Consider the following 17,540-nt stretch of genomic DNA (forward strand, 5'->3'; position numbering starts at 1 on the left):
GTGACGCCTCACCCGTAGGGTGGTGCCCGTACGAACGGGGACCACCGAAAGGGTGACGCACCATGCCTGACCAGGCATCTGACGGAAAGTTCGACGTGGCGGGCGCCGCACCGGGAGACAGTGCGACGCCCGCCGTCCGCGTCGAAGGACTATGGAAGCGTTTCGGCCAGCAGATCGCGGTGAACGGGATCGATCTGGTCCTGCCCGCGGGCAAGTTCATCGGGCTCGTCGGACCGAACGGCGCGGGCAAGACCACCACCCTGTCCATGATCACGGGCCTGCTCCGGCCCGACCACGGCCGCATCCTGGTCGCCGGGCACGACGTGTGGGCCGACCCGGAGTCCGTCGCCCAGGTCAAGGCGCGGATCGGCGTCCTGCCGGAGGGCCTGCGGCTCTTCGAGCGGCTCTCGGGCCGTGAACTCCTCGCGTACAGCGGACGGCTGCGGGGGCTGCCCGGTGCCGAGGTCGACAAGCGGGCCGCGCAGCTCCTCGACGTCCTCGACCTGACCGGCTCGCAGAACAAGCTGGTCGTCGACTACTCCACCGGCATGCGGAAGAAGATCGGCCTCGCGGCGGCGCTCCTGCACAACCCGGAGGTCCTCTTCCTCGACGAGCCGTTCGAGGGCGTGGACCCCGTCTCGGCGCAGACCATCCGCGGTGTCCTGGAGCGGTACACCGCCTCCGGCGCCACCGTCGTCTTCTCCAGCCACGTCATGGAACTGGTCGAGTCGCTCTGCGACTGGGTCGCCGTGATGGCCGCGGGCCGGATCCGGGCCCAGGGCACGCTCGCCGACGTGCGGGGCGACGCGCCCTCGCTCCAGGCGGCGTTCCTCGAACTGGTCGGCGCGCACGGGCGCGACACGGCCGGGGACTCGCTGGACTGGCTGGGCGGCGGTGCCGGGCGATGAGCGCCGTCACGACCCCGGCCGCCCCGGCGCAGTCCCTCACCCGGGTCTTCGTCCTGCTGAAGCTGGCGCTGCTGCGCAACGGGCTGCGGCAGTCGGGCGGCCGGACCGCCGCCTACATCGCCACGATCGTCTTCGGCGCGGTCTTCGCGGCGGGTGCCGTGCTGGGCTTCGTCCTGCTGCGGGGCCGTACCGACGCGGACACCGTCGCGGTGCTCCTCACCGGGGTCATCGCGCTGGCCTGGACCGTGATGCCGCTGTTCATCCCGAGCGGTGACGAGACCCTCGACCCCTCGCGGCTCGTGATGCTGCCGCTGCGGCCCCAGCCGCTGGTCCGGGCGCTGCTGGTGGCCTCGCTGGTCGGTGTCGGGCCGCTGTTCACCCTGTTCCTGGTGTCCGGTGCCGTGCTGTCCGTCGCCCAGGGGGCGGCGGGGACGGTGTTCGCGGTGCTCGCGGTGCCGCTGGTGACCGTGACGTGCGTGGCGCTGTCCCGGGCGGTGGCCGCCGCGAACATCCGGCTGCTGACCTCCCGCAAGGGCCGGGACCTGGCGCTGCTGAGCGGTCTGGTGATCGCGGTCGGCATGCAGCTGGTGAACTTCGGCGCCCAGCGGCTCGGCCAGGCCGGTGGCCTGGAGTCCCTGGAGCCCGCGACGGCCGTCGTCGGCTGGCTGCCGCCGGCCGCCGCGATCGGCGCGGTGGACGCGGCGAGCCAGGGCTCGTACGCGGTGGCGGCGGCCCGGCTGCTGCTCACGGCGGGCGCCCTGGCGGCGCTCGTGCACTGGTGGCGGCGGAGCCTGGTGCGGCTGATGGTGGAGCCGGACGGTTCCACCATCGGTGCCGCGCCGGACGCCGGGCGGGAGAAGTCCGCCGGTGCGGGGCGGCTCGGGCGGCTGCTGCCGGGCGGGCGGACGGGCGCGGTCATGGAGCGCAGCCTGCGGTACATCTGGCGCGACCCGAAGACGAAGGCGGCGTGGGTGACCTCGCTGGCGGTCGGTCTGATCGTGCCCCTGTTCAACGCCTTCCAGGGAACGGGCTCCATCTACTTCGCGTGCTTCGCGTCGGCGATGCTCGGCATCCAGATGTACAACCAGTTCGGGCAGGACACCTCGGCGTTCTGGATGGTGGCGCAGACCATCTCGACGGCGGCCGACGCGTACGCCGAACTCCGGGCGCGGGCGCTGGCACTGCTCGCGGTCACCCTGCCGTACACGGCTCTGGTGACGGCGGTGACGGCCGGGGTCCTCGGTGACTGGTCGCAGCTGCCGGAGGCGCTCGGCGTGGCGTTCGCGCTGCTCGGCGCGATGCTGGCGACCGGCGCGGTGGCCTCGGCGAGCTTCCCGTACTCGATCCCGCAGGACAGCGGCTACAAGAACGTGGCGCCGGGGCAGGGCGGGCTCGCCTGGATCTCGATCCTCGGCGGCATGGTGACGGCGGCGGTGCTGTGCGCGCCGGTCATCGCGGCGACGGTGTACCTGCACGTCTCCGACCAGGAGTCGCTGCTGTGGCTGCTGTTCCCGGTGGGCATGGCGTACGGCGCGCTGATCGCCTGGGCGGGTCTGAAGGCGGCGGCGCCGCGCGCGGCCCGGCGGCTCCCGGAGATCCTCGCGGCGGTCAGCAAGGGCTGAACCGTCCGGACGCGCCGGGTCGTCTCCTTGGGGGAGGCGTCCCGGCCGTCCCCGGGCGCGGGCCCCCTCCCGTACGTCACCGCCCCGGCCCGGACGTCACCGCCCCGGCCCGCCCGCGCCGAGCGGCCCGCTACCGCTGAGGGGGCCCGAGGTGGTGGGTCGGCGCGGGGCCGTGGCGCCCGGTCGGGCCTCCGGCGCCGTCCGGCCCCGGCCGCCGGGTCCGGGCGGGGCTGCCCGGTCCGCCCCTGGCCGCCCGTCAGGCCTCCGGCTCCCCCCTGGGGTGCGTGCTCAGCGTCCGAGGAGGTCGAGGGCGGCCCGGACGGTGTCCAGGAGGGGCTGGCCCACCGTTCCCACGGCCACGGCGACGGCCGCGAGGGCCATCAGCGACCGGCGCTGGGCGCCCGGCCCGGCGGCCGGTTCGGCCGCGAGGACCGGCAGCGCCGCGTCGATGGAGGCCCGGTCCTCCTCGGGGACCTCGCCGCGCAGCGCCCGTGCCAGGTCAGCGACGGCTTTCAGCGTCTCCTGGAGCGTGGGCGCCGGGGCGTGATGGTGGTGGACGATACCCTGGTGGTTCTGGCCGCCGTGGATGTTGACCACGTCCCCGAAGTGCCGGTCGCCGCCCGTCACCGGGTCACTCCCGTGTGCCCGCTGCCGCCGTAGATGTTGACCGAGTCGCCGAAGTGGTAGTTCCCGTAGTTGGTGATCGCCAGCGACGCCACCGTGGCGTGGAGTTCCGCGTCCGGCCGGTCGATCGCCTCGGCGATGGTGAGCACCAGACCGTTCAGGTAGTCGCGCCGCCCTGTCACCAGGGCCGTGGACCGGCCGTTCGTCTCCACGGCGAGGACGGGGTGACTCACCGCGAAGACCACCGCGAGCATGTCGCCGATGAAGTAGACGAACAGGCATCCCGCGACGAGGAGGGCGAGCCCCAGGAAGTCCTCGATCCCCGAGGACGATCCGTAGCCGCCCGTCGAGTCACCGATCCACGTCAGGAGCAGGATCAGGAGCAGGGTGAAGCCGCCGCGCTTCAGGAACCGGGCGAACGCCTCGCCCCTGCGCGGTCTCAGTTTGAAGGTGTAGACGCGGACGATGTTCTCCAGCGGATACGCGGCCCCGTGCACCCAGAGCAGCCGCTTGCTGATGACCAGGCCCTGGCGCGGCGGGACCCCGGGCCGGGGTGCGGACGACGGCGCACGGACGGACGGCGGGACCGGCGCGGCCCTCGGCGGCCCGGGAGCCGGGGCCGGAGGCGTGGGGACCAGTGGTGTGGGGGCCGGAGCCGACGGGCGGGCCGGACCGGAGGCAGCGGCCGGACCGGACGAGGGCGCCGGACCGGACGCCGGGACCGGACCGGACGAGGAGGCCGGATCGGGCACGCGCGGCGCGGGCGCCTGCGGCGGCGCGGGCTCGTGCGTCGGTCTCGGCGGTGGCTCTTCGGACGTCCCCATCTTTCCCCCCGAGCTGGAACCGTTGCGGCGTGGCACTCATTACGCTCCCGAACCACCTTTCCCACAAGGCGAGTTCAGGACTGCCGGGTGGTGGATCGCGCCACTGTGCGGGCCGTGGGGCCGTCCGGGTCAGGGGGTCAGGACGCCGTGCAGGAAGGGGGCGACGGCCTCGTGCCAGGCCCCCGGGTGCTCGTAGTGGAGGAGGTGACCCGCGTCGGGGATCTCCGCGTACGCCCCGTGGGGCAGCACCCGGACCATCTCCTGGGCCTCGGCGCGGCCCAGTTCGCCGTCGAGGCCACGGACGACGAGAGTGGGGCAGCGGACCTGGGCGAGCGAGTCCCAGTGGGCGTCGTGCACCCAGGTCTCACGGGAGGCCAGCATCTGTTCCGGGTCGAAGACCGGGCGCCAGCCGTCCGGGTGCTCGACGAGGACTTCGGCGAAGAAGGCGCCCCGGGCCGGATTCGGCCGCTCGACCCACGGGTCCTCCGCGCCGAACCAGCGGCGGGCGTCGTCGAGCGACGCGAACGGGACGGGCCAGCGCGGGAACCAGTCCCGCCACTCGCGCTGCGAGGCCGCCCCCAGCGCCGAGGCGCGCATGTCGCAGATGACGAGCGCGCGGACGAGGTCGGGACGCTCGGCGGCGAGCTGCCAGGCGGTGAGGGCTCCCATGGAGTGCCCGATGAGGGTCACCGGACCGAGCCCGAGCTGCTCGACGGCCGCCGCCGCGTCCGCCACGTACGCCTCACGGGTGAAGGGGGCGGTGGCGGGCTTGTCGCTGTGCCCGTGGCCGCGCTGGTCGAGGGCCACGGTCCGGAGGCACGGGCCGGGTTCTTCGCCGGGCCGGGGGCCGGCCGCGAGACGGGCGACGGCCGGGGCCCAGTGGGCCGCGTGGCCCATGAGCCCGTGGAGGAGCAGGACCCCGGGGCCGGTCCGGGGAGCCGCGTCCCCGGGTGTGAGGTCCCAGGCCGCCAGCCGCACGCCGTCGGCTCCGCTGACGTCGAGTCGTCGCGCCATCCCTGGCACCCCCTCTTTCCGTCGCACCACACCAGACTATCGAACTCGCATTCGAAAATGCGCTCCTGCCACACAACACCCCTCGTTCGAGTGACAGGGCTCAAGGATTGGCCGCCACCGCCGAGGGGAGATCTTGAACGGGAGGCGGACCGCTCGGGGAAGACGGTCCGCGGGGACCGACCTCGGGAGCTCGGGGCTCCAGGTCGGACAAGGGGAGGGCAGGCCCCGGCGCCGCGAGGCGCCGGGGCCTTCTGTCTCCGGGGCGGGCCCGGTCGGGCACACGGAAAGCGCTCGCCGCACGGCCCCACCCCTCCCGGTCTCGCACCTCTCGCCCCAGCGTGGCACGCCGAGGAGTCGGGCGTGGCCCATTCCGGCGTAAACCGGGGCGCACACCCGCCACCTCACCGGAAACATTCGAATATCCGTACCCACTGGCCCCCGCCGGAGCCCCCGGACCCGCCGGAGGACCCGGGCACCGCCCGAGGTTCCCGGAACGGCGAAAGGGGGTGCCCCACCGGGTCGGCCTTCCGGCGACCGGCGGGACACCCCCGAAAGGACGGCGTCCTCAGCGCTTGGCGACGAACACGTGCGCCGCGACCTCCGCGTTCAGCTCCGCCGCCTCACCGCTGCTGCCCACCAGGACACCACCGGCCGACTCCGTCACCGACACCACCGAGCCGGGCTGCACGCCCGCCCTGCGCAGCGTGTACATCAGCTGGGCGTCCGTCTGGATCGGCTCGCCGATCCGCCGCACGACCACGGTCTTGCCCTCGCTCGCGTCCAGGTCCGCGAGCGACACCATCGAGTCGTCCAGGAAGGCCTCGGCCTCCGCCTTCTCTCCCAGCTCCTCAAGGCCCGGGATCGGGTTCCCGTACGGCGACTCCGTCGGGTGCCGCAGCAGCTCCAGGACGCGCCGCTCCACGGCCTCGCTCATCACGTGCTCCCAGCGGCACGCCTCCGCGTGGACCTGCTCCCACTCCAGGCCGATCACGTCGACGAGCAGGCACTCCGCGAGGCGGTGCTTGCGCATGACGCGGGTGGCGAGGCGGCGGCCCTCCTCGGTGAGCTCCAGGTGCCGGTCGCTGGCCACGGCCACCAGGCCGTCCCGCTCCATCCGGGCCACCGTCTGGCTCACCGTGGGGCCGCTCTGGTCGAGCCGCTCGGCGATCCGGGCGCGCATGGGGACCACACCTTCTTCCTCGAGCTCGAGGATGGTGCGGAGGTACATCTCCGTTGTGTCGATCAGTCCGGACATACGTGCCCCTCAATGAGTCGTGCGCTGGCCCTGCACCAATTCTGACGCATCGCGCCGACAACCGGACCGTACCGGCCTCCGGCGGTATTGACAGAGCAATGGTCCAGACCGCACCGTGAGCGGCGACCAGGGCACGACCATGACACGACGGCGACACCACGGCGACGAGAAGGAGCTTCTGGAATGGGCGACAGCGTGGGCGAGAGCAAGCTGGCCGGACAGTTCTTCGACGCCGCGATCGGCCTGCTCCAGCAGGTCAGGGACGGCGACTCGGCCGAGATCGCCGCGGCGGGCGCCGCGATCGCCGGGGCCGTCGAGAACGGCAACCGCCTCTTCGCCTTCGGCGCGGGCCACTCCTCCCTCGCCGCCCAGGACGTCGTCTACCGGGCCGGCGGCCTCGCCCTGATGAACCTGCTCGTCGTCCCCGGCGTCCTCGGCGTCGACGTCATGCCCGCCACCCTCGGCTCCGCCCTGGAGCGGGTCGACGGCCTCGCGGGCGCGGTCCTGGACTCCTCCCCCGCCAAGTCCGGGGACGTCCTGATCGTCATCTCCCTCTCCGGGCGCAACGCCCTGCCCGTGGAGATGGCGATGAACGCCCGCGCGCTCGGCCTCACCGTCATCGGCGTCACCTCGGTGGCCTACGCGACGGAGACGAAGTCCCGGCACGTCTCGGGCACGTACCTCAAGGACCACTGCGACATCGTCCTGGACTCGAAGATCGCCGTCGGTGACGCCGAGCTCAGCCACGAGGGCATCGAGGCCCCCTTCGCCCCCGCCTCGACCGTCGTCACCAGCGCCCTCATGCAGGCCACCCTCGCCGCCGCCGCCGAGGAGCTCGTCCGGCGCGGCATCGAGCCCCCGCTGCTGCGCTCCGGGAACGTCGACGGCGGACACGAGTGGAACGGCCGGGTCATGACGGAGTACGGCGACCGGATCTTCTACCGGCACTGACCGCCGGGGCCCGCCCCGCGGGGCATCCACCGCGCCGCACGGCGGCGCGCGGCCCCGGACGCACGGGCGGGGCGGAGGCACTCCCGCCCCGCCCCGCCCGGCCGCAGGGCGGACCTCGCCCCCTCCGCCGCTTCTCCCGCGCCCCCCGTCACCGGGTGCGCCTCAGCCCCTCGCGAGGAAGGGCCTCCGCGGCGGAGCGCCTCAGTACCGGAGGTCCTTCTGCTCCGTGATCAGGCGGCCGGCGATGGAGAGGTTCCCGTCCGAGTCGAGCACGGCGATGATCTTCTTCGTCGCACCGTGGTGGGTCGTGAAGTAGATCTTATCGGCCTCCTGGGAAGAGGAGTGGTTCGTGTTCACCGAGAGCTCGATGCTCACCGGCGATCCGATGACCAGGTCCTTCTTGTCCGAGTTCGGATAGACCCGGCTCGACTGGAGCGAGATGCGGGCGTGGTTGTCGCCCTCGTTCCAGTCACTTGCCACCCCGAGATCGATGTCGGTCATGATGCGCGTCCCTCCGACGTCCGGTGCATGGGCTTCCAGGCCGGAGGGCACACACATCACCCCCCGAACCGCTACGGAACCTACCCAGCTCCTCCACGGCCGGGCAGGGGACCTGCACGGCAATGACCGATTCCGGAGCCGTCTTCGTCTCGATACGCGACCCTCGGGTCACCACGCGTCACGGAAGGGGCGGGAGGTCCAGGGCCGCCGCCACCCGTGAGGCGACCGCCTCGGCGAAGACCACGTCCTCGCGCTCGAACGCCGGGCGGCAGGCGGCGCGCAGGAAGGTCACGACGCCGAGCGTCCGGCCCCGGGAGCGCAGCACCGCGCACACCGCGTGCGCCGCGTCCCCCGGCCACAGGTGCGCCTCCGCCCACACCTCGGCGGTACGGCCCGCGCTGGCCCGGACCGTGCCCACCCGGTCCCAGGCCTGGAGCGCCGGGTGCCGGGGCCCGTACCGCAGCGGGATGCCGCCGCCCACCACCGGGGACGACGGGCCGGGGGCGGTGGACGCCGGGGTGGTGAGGGTCCGGGTCAGCCGCCGCTCGCCCGCGGGCCGGTCCACGAGGGCGTGGTCGGCGAACCCGGCCAGTGCGAAGTCCAGCAGGACCGCCGCCGCCTCCGCCGGGTCCTCGCACTCGGCCGCCGCCGCGCCCGCCCGGTGCAGCTGGCTCCACCGGAAGCGCAGCCGGTCCGCCTCGCGGGCGGCCAGCCGCTCCTCGGTGACGTCCTGGAACAGCCAGGCCACCCCGAGCGGCACGGGCTCCTCCGCCATCGGCGACGACAGCCGCAGGAAGCCGCTGCGCCAGCACCGGCGCCGCTCCCCCGAGGGGGTCCGCAGCGTCACCCACACCTCGGCGGGCGCGGACGGGGTGCCCTCGGCGAGGACGTGCTGGAGGGCGGCCTCCAGTTCCTCGGCGCCGTGCACGACGACATCGCCGAGGGGGCGGCCCAGGAGGGACGTGCGGCCGGTGCCGAGGGCGCGGCCCGCGTGCGCGTTGACCGTGGCGGGGCGCAGGTCGGCGTCGACGAGGACGACGCCCCAGGGCGCGCCGTCGAAGAGGGCCTCGCTGAGGGCCACCGAGCGTTCCAGGTCGAGCTGGACGTGGACCTCGCTGAACGCGCAGTACACGCCCGCGGGGGCGCCGTCCGCGCCGCGCACGCCCGCCGCCTGGCTGCGGACCAGGACCCGGCCGCCGTCCTTGCGGAGCAGGGCGAGTTCGAGGACCTGGCGTCCGGGGCCGTTCATGACGCCCATGAGTCCCCGGAGGATGTCCTCGGCGTCGGCGCTGCGCGCGGCCCAGCCCTCGAAGCCCCGGCGGCCGACCGCCTCGGCGGCGGTCCAGCCGAGGATGCGTTCGGCCTCGCGGTTCCAGTGGGTGACCGTGCCGTCGGCGGCGAAGGCGCAGAGTGCCGCGTCCATCCCGTCGAGCAGGGCGGCCAGCAGGTCGGCCCCCGCTCCGGGAACGGATGCGGTGTCGCTCGCGGACCCCGTGAATGCGCTCATCCCCCACCCCCCATGCTGCGGCCATTCAACTGGAACGTGACGCAGGGCACATCACCTTCCGGGAAATCGTCGCATCGAAGAGACGAATCAGGGTAGGCCGGGTCTCCCGCGCCGGACGGGTCTGTCAGGTCGGAGCCCCGCGGGGGCCGTCCCCGCCCCGGCGGGGCCCTGGCCGGTCCCGGGAGGGCTCAGGGCGCCAGTCGTTCCACCCGCCAGGTCTCGCCCCGGGGGCCGCCCTCGCGGACGTAGCGGAGACGGTCGTGGAGGCGGTTCTCGTGGCCCTGCCAGAACTCGACGGCGTCGGGGACGACCCGGATGCCGCCCCATTCCGGCGGGACGGGCACCGGGGTGCCCTCGGGGTGGCGGGCGGCGAGGTCCGCGTACCGGGTGAGGAGTTCCTCGCGGGAGCCGATCACCGAGGACTGGTGGCTGGCCCAGGCGCCGAGCTGCGAGCCGTACGGCCGGGTGCGGAAGTAGGCGGCGGTCTCGTCGCGCCCGATGTGCTCGGCGCGGCCCGTGACGACGACCTGACGGGCCAGCGGGTGCCAGGGGAAGAGCAGCGAGACGTACGGGTTGGCGGCGATCTCGGTGCCCTTGCGGGAGCCGTAGTTGGTGAAGAAGACGAAGCCGGACCGGTCGTAGTGCTTGAGCAGGACCGTACGGGAGGACGGCCGGCCGTCGGGGGTGGCGGTGGAGACGATCATCGCGTTCGGCTCGTGGATCGCCGGGTTCGCGGCGGTCTCCTTGAACCAGCGGGTGAACTGTCCGATCGGCTCGGGCGCCAGGTCGTCGGCGGACAGCTCCGTGGTGCGGTACTGCTCGCGCATGTCGGCGGGATCCGGGGCGTCGGGCGCGGGATCGGTCACGGGATCGGTCACGGCCTCATTGTGCGGCAGCGCCTCATTGTGCCCGGCACCGCCCGGCGTCAATCCTCAGTCGCCGGATCGGCGCAGTGTGCCGGATGTCACGCTTCCCCGCATCATCGGAACCGTACAGACTCTGGGGCTGGACGACTGTTGAGACCCGACCATCGACCAGCACTCGGTTGATCGATCATCGATTAGAGGAGCCGCCTGATGTCCGACTTCGTACCCGGGCTCGAAGGAGTCGTCGCGTTCGAGACGGAGATCGCCGAACCGGACAAGGAGGGCGGCGCCCTCCGCTACCGCGGGGTCGACATCGAGGACCTCGTCGGTCACGTCTCCTTCGGCAACGTCTGGGGCCTCCTCGTCGACGGCGCGTTCAACCCGGGGCTGCCCGCCGCCGAGCCGTTCCCGATCCCGGTGCACTCCGGCGACATCCGGGTCGACGTGCAGTCCGCGCTCGCGATGCTCGCGCCCGTCTGGGGCCTCAGGCCGCTCCTCGACATCTCCGCCGAGCAGGCGCGCGACGACCTCGCGCGCGCGGCCGTGATGGCGCTCTCGTACGTCGCCCAGTCCGCGCGCGGCCAGGGCCTCCCGATGGTCCCGCAGAGCCAGATCGACAAGGCGGAGTCGGTCGTCGAACGGTTCATGATCCGCTGGCGCGGCGAGCCCGACCCCCAGCACGTCAAGGCCGTCGACGCCTACTGGACCTCCGCCGCCGAGCACGGCATGAACGCGTCGACCTTCACCGCGCGCGTGATCGCCTCCACCGGCGCCGACGTGGCCGCTTCCCTGTCCGGCGCGGTCGGCGCGATGTCCGGCCCGCTGCACGGCGGCGCGCCCTCCCGGGTCCTCGGCATGATCGAGGAGATCGAGCGGACCGGTGACGCCGCCGCGTACGTCCGGCAGGCCCTCGACAAGGGCGAGCGGCTGATGGGCTTCGGCCACCGGGTCTACCGCGCCGAGGACCCCCGCGCGCGCGTGCTGCGGCGCACCGCCCGCGAGCTGTCCGCGCCGCGCTTCGAGGTCGCGGAGGCGCTGGAGAAGGCGGCCCTGGAGGAGCTGCACAACCGGCGCCCGGACCGCGTCCTGGCGACGAACGTGGAGTTCTGGGCCGCGATCGTCCTCGACTTCGCACAGGTCCCGGCGCACATGTTCACCTCGATGTTCACGTGCGCGCGGACGGCCGGCTGGTCGGCGCACATCCTGGAACAGAAGCGCACCGGCCGCCTGGTCCGTCCGTCGGCCCGCTACACGGGTCCCGGCCAGCGCGACCCGCGCGACATCGAGGGCTACGCCGACATCGCCGACATCGCGGGCTGAGCCCGGCGGCTCGTCCCGGGGCGCGCCTGGGGGTCGGCCTCGGGGTGCGTCCCGGGGTACGTCTCCGAGTGCGTCCCCGGGTACGTCTCCGAGTCCGCCTCGGGGAGCGTCTCGGGGAGCGTCTCGGGGTGCGTCTCCGGGTGCAGGAGGAGGTCCGCGTGGTGGCGGGCCGCCACCAGCGGGTGGGCCCGCATCTTGCCCTTCAGTTCGTTGCGCCCGTACTCGGCGAACAGCGGGTTCGCCGGGTCGGCCGTGGCACCGGGCGCGGTCGACGCGTACGGGAAGTCGAGCGGAGCTATGTGGGCGTCGAGCCTCGGATTGTGGAAGAACGGCACGGAGTAGCGCTCCGTGGTTCCGGGCGGTGACACGACCCGGTGGTCGGTGGCGAGGAGATAGCCGTTCGTCGCCACTTCGAGGAGTTCGCCGAGGTTGACCACGAAGGCGCCCGGCAGCGGCGGCACGTCGTGGAACTCCCCGTCCTCCCGCTGGACCTGGAGCCCGCCGACCTCGTCCTGGAGGAGCAGGGTGAGGAAGCCGTAGTCCTTGTGGGCGCCGACGCCCTGGGCGTCGCCCTCGCCGCTGCCGCCGGGGTAGCGCACCAGCTTGAGGTGCGGGTGGGCGCGCGGTCCGAAGGCGTCGTCGTAGAAGTCGGGGGACGCGCCGATCGAGGTCAGCAGCTCGCGCAGCAGCCGGTCGGCGACCCCGCCGAGCCGGTCGATCCAGTGCAGGGCGGCGGTGCGCAGCTCGGGCAGGGCCCCGGGCCACTGGTTGGGGCCTTCGAGCCACCAGTAGGGGGCTTCCCAGGGGGCGGGGGCGCGCGCGGGCCGTTCGGCGCCGATGTCGAGCTGGTCGCGCCAGTCGCGGGAGCCGCCGGTGCGTTCGTCGCCGACGCGGGTGTAGCCGCGGAAGTGCGGGGAGTTGATGTTGTCGAGGGCGAGCCGGTCCGCCTCGGGCAGCGCGAAGAAGGCGCGCATGGCGGAGGTGAGGGCGCGGGTCTCGGCCTCGGTGACGCCGTGTCCCACGAGCTGGAAGAAGCCGACGTCGTGGGCGGCGGAGTGGAGCTGCGCGTGGAGCAGTCGGCGGGCCTGGGGGCCGCGGTCGGCGGCGGAGAGGTCCACGATCGGGAGCTGCTGGACGTACGGGCTGTGAGTCATGGCTGTGTCCGCGGGGTGTACGGGTGCCCGGGGCGGCCGCCAGGGGTGGGGCGGGGGCCGCGGGTGCCGGTCGGCTGGGGCTCTGGGGGACCCTGGGGCGGCTCGGTGATGCCCTCGGGTCAGGCGGAGCGGCGACAGCTCATGCTCGTGACACGGACGAAGTCCACGTGGCGACGGCGTACGAGCGTTGACATGCGACCAGCGTACTGCGGTGCGCCCGGGGTGACTGTGGCCCGGGTCACTCGGGGCGGGACGGGGCCCGACCCCTCAGGGGCCCGGGGTCGTGGTCCGGGCCCCGGGGGGCTGGGTCGTGGTCCGGCCCCGGGGTCCTGGCCGGGGGCACTACGGGCCGGGCGCGGGCCCGTACCTCCCCGCCGCCGTCCGGCTGCCCGGCCGTACCCCGTACCCCCGTTGCCCCACGCCCCCGCGCCCCCGCGCACGAGGGACTACGACCGCTCCGGCCGACCGTCCTACAGCGCTTCGTCCAGCAGCCGGGACCACTGGGACACCACGCGTTCGCGGCGGGCGCGGTCGTCGGTGAGGAGGGTGGCGAGGCCGAGGCCCCGGGCCATGTCCAGGAGGCCCTGGACGGTCTCGCGGACCCCTGGGCGGGACTCGTCCGCGCCGAGGACGTCGACGGCGACGCGGTGCGACTCGCGGCCGACGCGGGCCTCGAGTTCCGTGACCCGGGCCCGGAGCTGGTCCTCTCCCGAGGCGGCCACCCACAGGTGGAGGGCGGCCCGGAAGAGCGGCCCGGTGAAGAGGTCCACGAGCGCGGCGACGGCCTCGTGCCGGTCGCGGGAGGGCAGGGCCCGCAGGGCGTTCGAGCGTTCCTCGGCGACGTACTCGACGGCGGCGGTGAACAGGTCCTCGCGGGTGGGGAAGTGGTGCTGGGCCGCGCCCCGGGAGACCCCGGCCCGTTCCGCGACGACGGCGACCGTGGAGCCCGCCCAGCCGTGCTCCGCGAGGCAGGCCACCGCCGCTTCCAGGAGCCGCTGCCGGGTGGCGCGGCTCCGGTCCTGCTTGGGTGCGGTCACAGCCGCCATGCGGGGTCCCGTCGTTCGAGGAAGGCCGTCATCCCCTCGCGCGCCTCGGCGGAGGCGAAGAGCGTGGCCGACCTCCGCACCAGGTCCTCCGCGTCACGTTCGAAGGTTTCCAGGACTCTAGCGGTGACCAGCCGCTTCGCCTCGCGCAGCCCCTGCGGGGAGGCGGCGCGCAGGGCGTCGAGGATGCCGGGCAGTTCGTCGTCCCCGGCGGTGACGAGGCCCGCCGCGAGCGCCTCGGGGAGCCCGAACCGTTCGCCCGTGAGGAAGAGGCGGGCCGCCGCGCGGGGTTCGAGCCGGGGCAGCAGGGTGAGGGAGATGACGGTGGGCGCGACCCCGATCCGGACCTCGGTGAGCGCGAAGTCCGCCGTCGGCGCCGCCGCCACGAGGTCGCAGGCGCCGAGCAGTCCGAGGCCGCCCGCGCGCGCGTGCCCGGTGACGTGGCCGACGACCGGTTTGGGCAGGGCGACGATCTGCCGGAGCAGGTCCACGAAGGCGTACGGGCTGGGCGGGCCCTTGAGGTCGGCGCCCGCGCTGAAGGTGGTGCCGGTGTGACCGAGGACGACGGCGCGGACGGCCGGGTCCTTGCCGCAGGCGGTGAGCGCGTCGGCGAGTTCGGTGACGAGCGCGGCGGAGAGCGCGTTGCGCGTGGCCGGGGAGTCCAGGGCGAGCGTGGTGATCCCGCGTTCCTCGGTGATGGCGACCAGGTTCATGTGCGGTCCCTCGTCTCTCTGTCCCGGAGCTCCCTCCGGAGGATCTTCCCCGACGCGGCGCGGGGTACGCCGCCGATGAACTCGACGGCCCGGACCTTCTCGTACGGGGGGACGCGGGCGGCGACGTACGCCATGAGGTCCTCGGCGGTGAGGCCGGGCGCGGTGGCCCGGCGCACCCCGTACGCCTCGGGGATCCCGGGCGCGGGCACGAGTCCGGCGGGGACGGGGTCGTACGGGCTGTGGAACACCATGCGGGCCTCCTGGGGAGGGGAAGGTGAGCACCGGGAGCGCGGTGACCGCCGCGATGCCGGGTGACCCTTCCAGTACCCCGGAGAACAATCAAGCACGCATGCATGATTCGGCCCGGACCGGCACCGCCGACAGCGGCGAGCGCACGGACCACAGACCGGTACGGCCCCGCACCGGAGTGCGGGGCCGTGGGAAATCCAGCGACCGGGAAGCGGCCGGAACTACAGGCGGCCGTCCCGGACCGCGTCCACCAGGGCGCCGAGGGCGCCGAAGCCCAGCAGCAGCGCGGGGCCGGTCGGCGCCTTGCTGTCGCGGACGGCGACGATCCGCCCGGCCTCGTCGACGATCCCGCACTCGACGCACTGCGCGGCGCTGTCCGAGTACGTCGACTTCCACCAGGTGGTGGGCAGGGCGGAGGCGTCGGCGATGTGATTCATAGGGAGTTCCTTATCTCGGTGATCAATTCCGCCGACTGCTCGACGGACTCAGCGGCGGAGGTGAGCCGCTGTATCGCGTCCCGGTACATGGCGACGTGCTCGCGCTCCTCCACGTACAGCGCCGCCGTCAGCGACTCGGCGTGGACGACGTCGAGATCGGGATGGTCCCCGAAGCCGAGGACCGAGAAGCTGCCGACCAGGCCCACGTTCGGCGGGGCGTCGGAACGGAGCACCTGGATGTTCACGTTCGGGCGCTCTCCGAGGAACAGCAGGCGTCCCAACTGGTCGCGCATGATCGCCGGATCGGCCGTCCGCGTGCGCAGCGCGCCTTCCGCGATGATGGCCCACAGGGTCAGCGGCTGTTCCCGCGTGAGGATGGACTGCCGCGCGAGGCGGACCTCCACCAGCGCGTCCACCTTGGCCTCGACCCCGTCCGACATGGCGGTGGCCCGGATGATCTCCCGGGCGTACTCCGAGGTCTGGAGAAGTCCGGGGATGATGCCGATCTGCCAGGTGGCCACGGAGGTCGCGTCGGCCTCCAGACTGATCAAGTCCTCGTAGACGGGGGCGAGAACACCCCGGTACGAGTGCCACCAACCGCGCTGCGCGCCCTCGCGGGTCAGGGTGATGAGCGCCTTGCGCAGCTCGTCGCCGACCTCGGCTCCCAGCCCCGCGAGGACATCGAGGAGGGCCTCGACGTCCTTGGCCTTCGCCGCGTTCTTGGCGTTCTCGAACCGGCTGATCCTCGACACGGTGAAGACACCGCCGGAAGCCGTGGAGACCTCCTCGATGGTCCGGCTGCCGCGCAGAGCGCGCAGCGTCGCACCGAGTCTGCGTCGACGCACCGTAGGCGCACTCACTCTGTCCCCTCCCTGCCCACCTGTCGCCCGGTCAGTCTGCCGTGCGGCGCCGCCCTCTGTCATTCGTCAAAGCTCTCGCCATCGCTATTCGCACGCAAGCATGCAAATTTCTACGATCGAGTGACTTTGCTTGCACAGAGAGGAGTTGGGCGAGCAGCATGAATGCATCAACTGCGTTGTGCTTATGCGGTCATGGCAGAGCCATGTGCGGATGAGCGCAGGAAGCGGAGGGATTCGCGTGACCACCATGCCGCCAGAACGGTTACCCGCGCCCGACCACCCGATGCCGGAGGGTCCGCCCCCGCAGAAGCGGTTCGCCGGGGCTCCGGAGTCCGTGAGAGCCGCACGCGACTACGTCCGCGACATCGTCAACGCCGCTCCCCACACCCTCACCCCCGACCAGGTGAACGACATCCGGCTCGTCGCCTGCGAACTGGCCACCAACGCCGTCCGGTACGGCACGGAGCCCGGCGACTCCTTCCTCGTGAAGGTCGTCGCCGGGCCCGGAACCGTACGGGTCGAGGTGCACGACCCCACCCGGCGGCGCCCCCGGCTGCGGCCCGAGTCGGAGGGCCGCCGCCGGGGGCGCGGACTGCACATCGTGGAGGCCCTGGCCACCGCGTGGGGCGTCGACGACCGGCCCCTGGGGAAGGTCGTCTGGGCCGAGTTCGGGTGACAGGTGTCACCGGCCCGCTCCCCCGCGGCGGGCCGGTAGTCCGTCAGCTCTCGCAGCCCACGCCGTCGCCGTCGCGGTCGAGGTGGCGGCCGTAGCCGGGGTCACCGCGGTACACCGGAGCGGCTCCGGCCGCGCGGGCGGCGGAGCAGTTGCGGTAGTAGGCGCTCTCCTGGGTGGGCTCCGGCTCGGGGGCGATCGTCGGGGGCTCCGTGGTCGGGCGCGGCTTCGGGGGCGGGGTCGGCTTGGGCTTCGGCTTCGGCTTGTGGAGCACCGTGTTCGGGGACGCGGGGCACGGGACGCCCGGCTCCGTCAGGTACACCACCGGCACCGTCGACGTGACCGGCGCACCGGCGTCGGGGCGCTGGAAGCAGACGAGCCAGGTGCCGTGCTCGGCGGGGAGTTCGACGTCCTTGTAGGCGGCGTAGACGCGGCCCTCGTTCTCGGCGAGGACCTCGGCGGCGGCGGCGTGGTCTCCGCCGACAAGCGAAGGCATCATCGGGACTTCAGGGGTCTTCGACGGCGTCGGGGTCGGGGTCGGCGTCGGCGTCGCCGTGGCACTCGGGGTCGCCTCGGCGGTGGCCGTCGGGCGCTCCGCCTTCGCGTCCGCCTCCGGCTTCTCCTCGGAGGGCGTGAGGAGGACCAGGAGGAACCACAGGCCCGAGAGGACCGTCGCCACGATCTTCTGCTTCTGCTTCCAGAGGCTCGTCCACACCAGGGCGATGCCCGCCGGCGCGAAGAACACCAGGAGCACGATGATCAGCGCCGGGCGCTGCCACCAGCGCCGGACGGGCGGGCGCGGGGGCAGGGGCGGCGGCGGAGGCGGGTACGGGTGGCTGGACGGCGGCGGATACACGGACGGATCTCCCAGAAGCATGAACGACATGTGAATGAGCTGTGTGCGAAGTGACGAGATCGTACACACGCTGTTCACGTCAGGAGACCCTCCGTGCGGAAATCGGGGACCATGACAGGGCCTCCGGTCCACCGGGCCGGGCCTGTCGGTCCCGACCCGACGG

General features: G+C 73.4%; 19 protein-coding genes. 5 read left to right on the forward strand and 14 right to left on the reverse strand.

Annotated features, from left to right (window positions below):
• Positions 1–62 precede the first annotated feature (62 nt).
• Entirely contained in the window at positions 63–908 is an 846-nt protein-coding gene (locus ACIRQY_RS06865; RefSeq protein ID WP_403922720.1) for an ABC transporter ATP-binding protein, read from the forward strand.
• The gene (locus ACIRQY_RS06870) at positions 905–2,530 is read left to right on the forward strand and encodes a transporter (protein WP_403922721.1); all 1,626 of its coding nucleotides are present in this window, start codon (positions 905–907) and stop codon (positions 2,528–2,530) included. The genes ACIRQY_RS06865 and ACIRQY_RS06870 overlap by 4 nt, the downstream gene beginning before the upstream one ends.
• 288 nt (positions 2,531–2,818) lie before the next feature.
• Here the strand turns inward: ACIRQY_RS06870 and ACIRQY_RS06875 are convergent, their stop codons facing one another.
• The 4 genes from ACIRQY_RS06875 to ACIRQY_RS06890 form a co-directional block, all read right to left on the reverse strand.
• On the reverse strand, positions 2,819–3,157 hold the full coding sequence (locus ACIRQY_RS06875) for a hypothetical protein (RefSeq protein ID WP_403922722.1): 339 nt from the start codon (positions 3,155–3,157) through the stop codon (positions 2,819–2,821).
• Positions 3,154–3,678 (reverse strand): DUF6232 family protein, encoded by a 525-nt coding sequence (locus ACIRQY_RS06880; protein ID WP_403922843.1) that lies wholly within the window; start codon positions 3,676–3,678, stop codon positions 3,154–3,156. Before ACIRQY_RS06880 ends, ACIRQY_RS06875 begins: the two co-directional genes overlap by 4 nt.
• A gap of 429 nt (positions 3,679–4,107) precedes the next feature.
• Positions 4,108–4,992 carry an alpha/beta hydrolase gene (locus tag ACIRQY_RS06885; protein WP_351780917.1) on the reverse strand — a complete coding sequence of 295 codons (885 nt, stop codon included), beginning with the start codon at positions 4,990–4,992 and terminating at the stop codon, positions 4,108–4,110.
• Positions 4,993–5,557: 565 nt separating this feature from the next.
• Positions 5,558–6,247: a metal-dependent transcriptional regulator gene (locus ACIRQY_RS06890; RefSeq protein ID WP_351780915.1), complete on the reverse strand. Its 690-nt coding sequence runs from the start codon at positions 6,245–6,247 to the stop codon at positions 5,558–5,560.
• Positions 6,248–6,442: 195 nt separating this feature from the next.
• Between ACIRQY_RS06890 and ACIRQY_RS06895 the strand changes: the two genes are divergently transcribed.
• Positions 6,443–7,198 (forward strand): SIS domain-containing protein, encoded by a 756-nt coding sequence (locus ACIRQY_RS06895; RefSeq protein ID WP_351781154.1) that lies wholly within the window; start codon positions 6,443–6,445, stop codon positions 7,196–7,198.
• 201 nt (positions 7,199–7,399) lie between these two features.
• Here the strand turns inward: ACIRQY_RS06895 and ACIRQY_RS06900 are convergent, their stop codons facing one another.
• The 3 genes from ACIRQY_RS06900 to pdxH form a co-directional block, all read right to left on the reverse strand.
• Positions 7,400–7,699 carry a DUF6342 family protein gene (locus tag ACIRQY_RS06900; RefSeq protein ID WP_351780913.1) on the reverse strand — a complete coding sequence of 100 codons (300 nt, stop codon included), beginning with the start codon at positions 7,697–7,699 and terminating at the stop codon, positions 7,400–7,402.
• Between the two features lie 178 nt (positions 7,700–7,877).
• The gene (locus ACIRQY_RS06905) at positions 7,878–9,206 is read right to left on the reverse strand and encodes a PAS domain-containing protein (protein WP_403922723.1); all 1,329 of its coding nucleotides are present in this window, start codon (positions 9,204–9,206) and stop codon (positions 7,878–7,880) included.
• 188 nt (positions 9,207–9,394) lie between these two features.
• Entirely contained in the window at positions 9,395–10,033 is a 639-nt protein-coding gene (pdxH, locus tag ACIRQY_RS06910; RefSeq protein WP_403922844.1) for a pyridoxamine 5'-phosphate oxidase, read from the reverse strand.
• A gap of 249 nt (positions 10,034–10,282) precedes the next feature.
• On the opposite strand from pdxH, the gene ACIRQY_RS06915 reads away from it, so the two are divergent.
• On the forward strand, positions 10,283–11,392 hold the full coding sequence (locus ACIRQY_RS06915) for a citrate synthase 2 (RefSeq protein WP_403922724.1): 1,110 nt from the start codon (positions 10,283–10,285) through the stop codon (positions 11,390–11,392).
• On the opposite strand, the gene ACIRQY_RS06920 is transcribed toward ACIRQY_RS06915, so the two are convergent.
• The 6 genes from ACIRQY_RS06920 to ACIRQY_RS06945 all read right to left on the reverse strand — a co-directional run bounded on the left by ACIRQY_RS06920 (position 11,362) and on the right by ACIRQY_RS06945 (position 15,833).
• Positions 11,362–12,546: an isopenicillin N synthase family dioxygenase gene (locus ACIRQY_RS06920; RefSeq protein ID WP_403922725.1), complete on the reverse strand. Its 1,185-nt coding sequence runs from the start codon at positions 12,544–12,546 to the stop codon at positions 11,362–11,364. The genes ACIRQY_RS06915 and ACIRQY_RS06920 overlap by 31 nt on opposite strands.
• Positions 12,547–13,016: 470 nt before the next feature.
• On the reverse strand, positions 13,017–13,592 hold the full coding sequence (locus ACIRQY_RS06925) for a TetR/AcrR family transcriptional regulator (protein WP_403922726.1): 576 nt from the start codon (positions 13,590–13,592) through the stop codon (positions 13,017–13,019).
• The gene (locus ACIRQY_RS06930; RefSeq protein WP_403922727.1) at positions 13,580–14,302 is read right to left on the reverse strand and encodes an enoyl-CoA hydratase family protein; all 723 of its coding nucleotides are present in this window, start codon (positions 14,300–14,302) and stop codon (positions 13,580–13,582) included. The genes ACIRQY_RS06925 and ACIRQY_RS06930 overlap by 13 nt, the downstream gene beginning before the upstream one ends.
• On the reverse strand, positions 14,299–14,553 hold the full coding sequence (locus ACIRQY_RS06935) for a hypothetical protein (RefSeq protein WP_403922728.1): 255 nt from the start codon (positions 14,551–14,553) through the stop codon (positions 14,299–14,301). The genes ACIRQY_RS06930 and ACIRQY_RS06935 overlap by 4 nt, the downstream gene beginning before the upstream one ends.
• A 219-nt stretch (positions 14,554–14,772) precedes the next feature.
• Positions 14,773–14,988 carry a DUF397 domain-containing protein gene (locus ACIRQY_RS06940; RefSeq protein WP_403922729.1) on the reverse strand — a complete coding sequence of 72 codons (216 nt, stop codon included), beginning with the start codon at positions 14,986–14,988 and terminating at the stop codon, positions 14,773–14,775.
• Positions 14,985–15,833 carry a DUF5753 domain-containing protein gene (locus ACIRQY_RS06945; RefSeq protein WP_403922730.1) on the reverse strand — a complete coding sequence of 283 codons (849 nt, stop codon included), beginning with the start codon at positions 15,831–15,833 and terminating at the stop codon, positions 14,985–14,987. Before ACIRQY_RS06945 ends, ACIRQY_RS06940 begins: the two co-directional genes overlap by 4 nt.
• Positions 15,834–16,131: 298 nt before the next feature.
• Here ACIRQY_RS06945 and ACIRQY_RS06950 point away from each other — a divergent pair, with 298 nt between their 5' ends.
• Entirely contained in the window at positions 16,132–16,524 is a 393-nt protein-coding gene (locus ACIRQY_RS06950) for an ATP-binding protein (RefSeq protein WP_403922845.1), read from the forward strand.
• 43 nt (positions 16,525–16,567) lie between these two features.
• Here the strand turns inward: ACIRQY_RS06950 and ACIRQY_RS06955 are convergent, their stop codons facing one another.
• The gene (locus tag ACIRQY_RS06955) at positions 16,568–17,398 is read right to left on the reverse strand and encodes an excalibur calcium-binding domain-containing protein (RefSeq protein WP_403922731.1); all 831 of its coding nucleotides are present in this window, start codon (positions 17,396–17,398) and stop codon (positions 16,568–16,570) included.
• Positions 17,399–17,540: the final 142 nt, after the last annotated feature.

Source organism: Streptomyces sp. NPDC101490 (assembly GCF_044767145.1).
Taxonomy (GTDB): Bacteria; Actinomycetota; Actinomycetes; order Streptomycetales; family Streptomycetaceae; genus Streptomyces.

What these genes read in the sequence shown, in the direction of transcription:
- ACIRQY_RS06865 (WP_403922720.1), top strand. Translation starts at nt 63, where the DNA reads ATGCCTGACCAGGCATCTGACGGAAAGTTCGACGTGGCGGGCGCCGCA.
- ACIRQY_RS06870 (WP_403922721.1), top strand. Translation starts at nt 905, where the DNA reads ATGAGCGCCGTCACGACCCCGGCCGCCCCGGCGCAGTCCCTCACCCGG.
- ACIRQY_RS06885 (WP_351780917.1), bottom strand. Translation starts at nt 4,992, where the DNA reads ATGGCGCGACGACTCGACGTCAGCGGAGCCGACGGCGTGCGGCTGGCG.
- ACIRQY_RS06890 (WP_351780915.1), bottom strand. Translation starts at nt 6,247, where the DNA reads ATGTCCGGACTGATCGACACAACGGAGATGTACCTCCGCACCATCCTC.
- ACIRQY_RS06900 (WP_351780913.1), bottom strand. Translation starts at nt 7,699, where the DNA reads ATGACCGACATCGATCTCGGGGTGGCAAGTGACTGGAACGAGGGCGAC.
- ACIRQY_RS06905 (WP_403922723.1), bottom strand. Translation starts at nt 9,206, where the DNA reads ATGAGCGCATTCACGGGGTCCGCGAGCGACACCGCATCCGTTCCCGGA.
- pdxH (WP_403922844.1), bottom strand. Translation starts at nt 10,033, where the DNA reads ATGCGCGAGCAGTACCGCACCACGGAGCTGTCCGCCGACGACCTGGCG.
- ACIRQY_RS06915 (WP_403922724.1), top strand. Translation starts at nt 10,283, where the DNA reads ATGTCCGACTTCGTACCCGGGCTCGAAGGAGTCGTCGCGTTCGAGACG.
- ACIRQY_RS06920 (WP_403922725.1), bottom strand. Translation starts at nt 12,546, where the DNA reads ATGACTCACAGCCCGTACGTCCAGCAGCTCCCGATCGTGGACCTCTCC.
- ACIRQY_RS06925 (WP_403922726.1), bottom strand. Translation starts at nt 13,592, where the DNA reads ATGGCGGCTGTGACCGCACCCAAGCAGGACCGGAGCCGCGCCACCCGG.
- ACIRQY_RS06930 (WP_403922727.1), bottom strand. Translation starts at nt 14,302, where the DNA reads ATGAACCTGGTCGCCATCACCGAGGAACGCGGGATCACCACGCTCGCC.
- ACIRQY_RS06935 (WP_403922728.1), bottom strand. Translation starts at nt 14,553, where the DNA reads ATGGTGTTCCACAGCCCGTACGACCCCGTCCCCGCCGGACTCGTGCCC.
- ACIRQY_RS06940 (WP_403922729.1), bottom strand. Translation starts at nt 14,988, where the DNA reads ATGAATCACATCGCCGACGCCTCCGCCCTGCCCACCACCTGGTGGAAG.
- ACIRQY_RS06950 (WP_403922845.1), top strand. Translation starts at nt 16,132, where the DNA reads ATGCCGGAGGGTCCGCCCCCGCAGAAGCGGTTCGCCGGGGCTCCGGAG.
- ACIRQY_RS06955 (WP_403922731.1), bottom strand. Translation starts at nt 17,398, where the DNA reads ATGCTTCTGGGAGATCCGTCCGTGTATCCGCCGCCGTCCAGCCACCCG.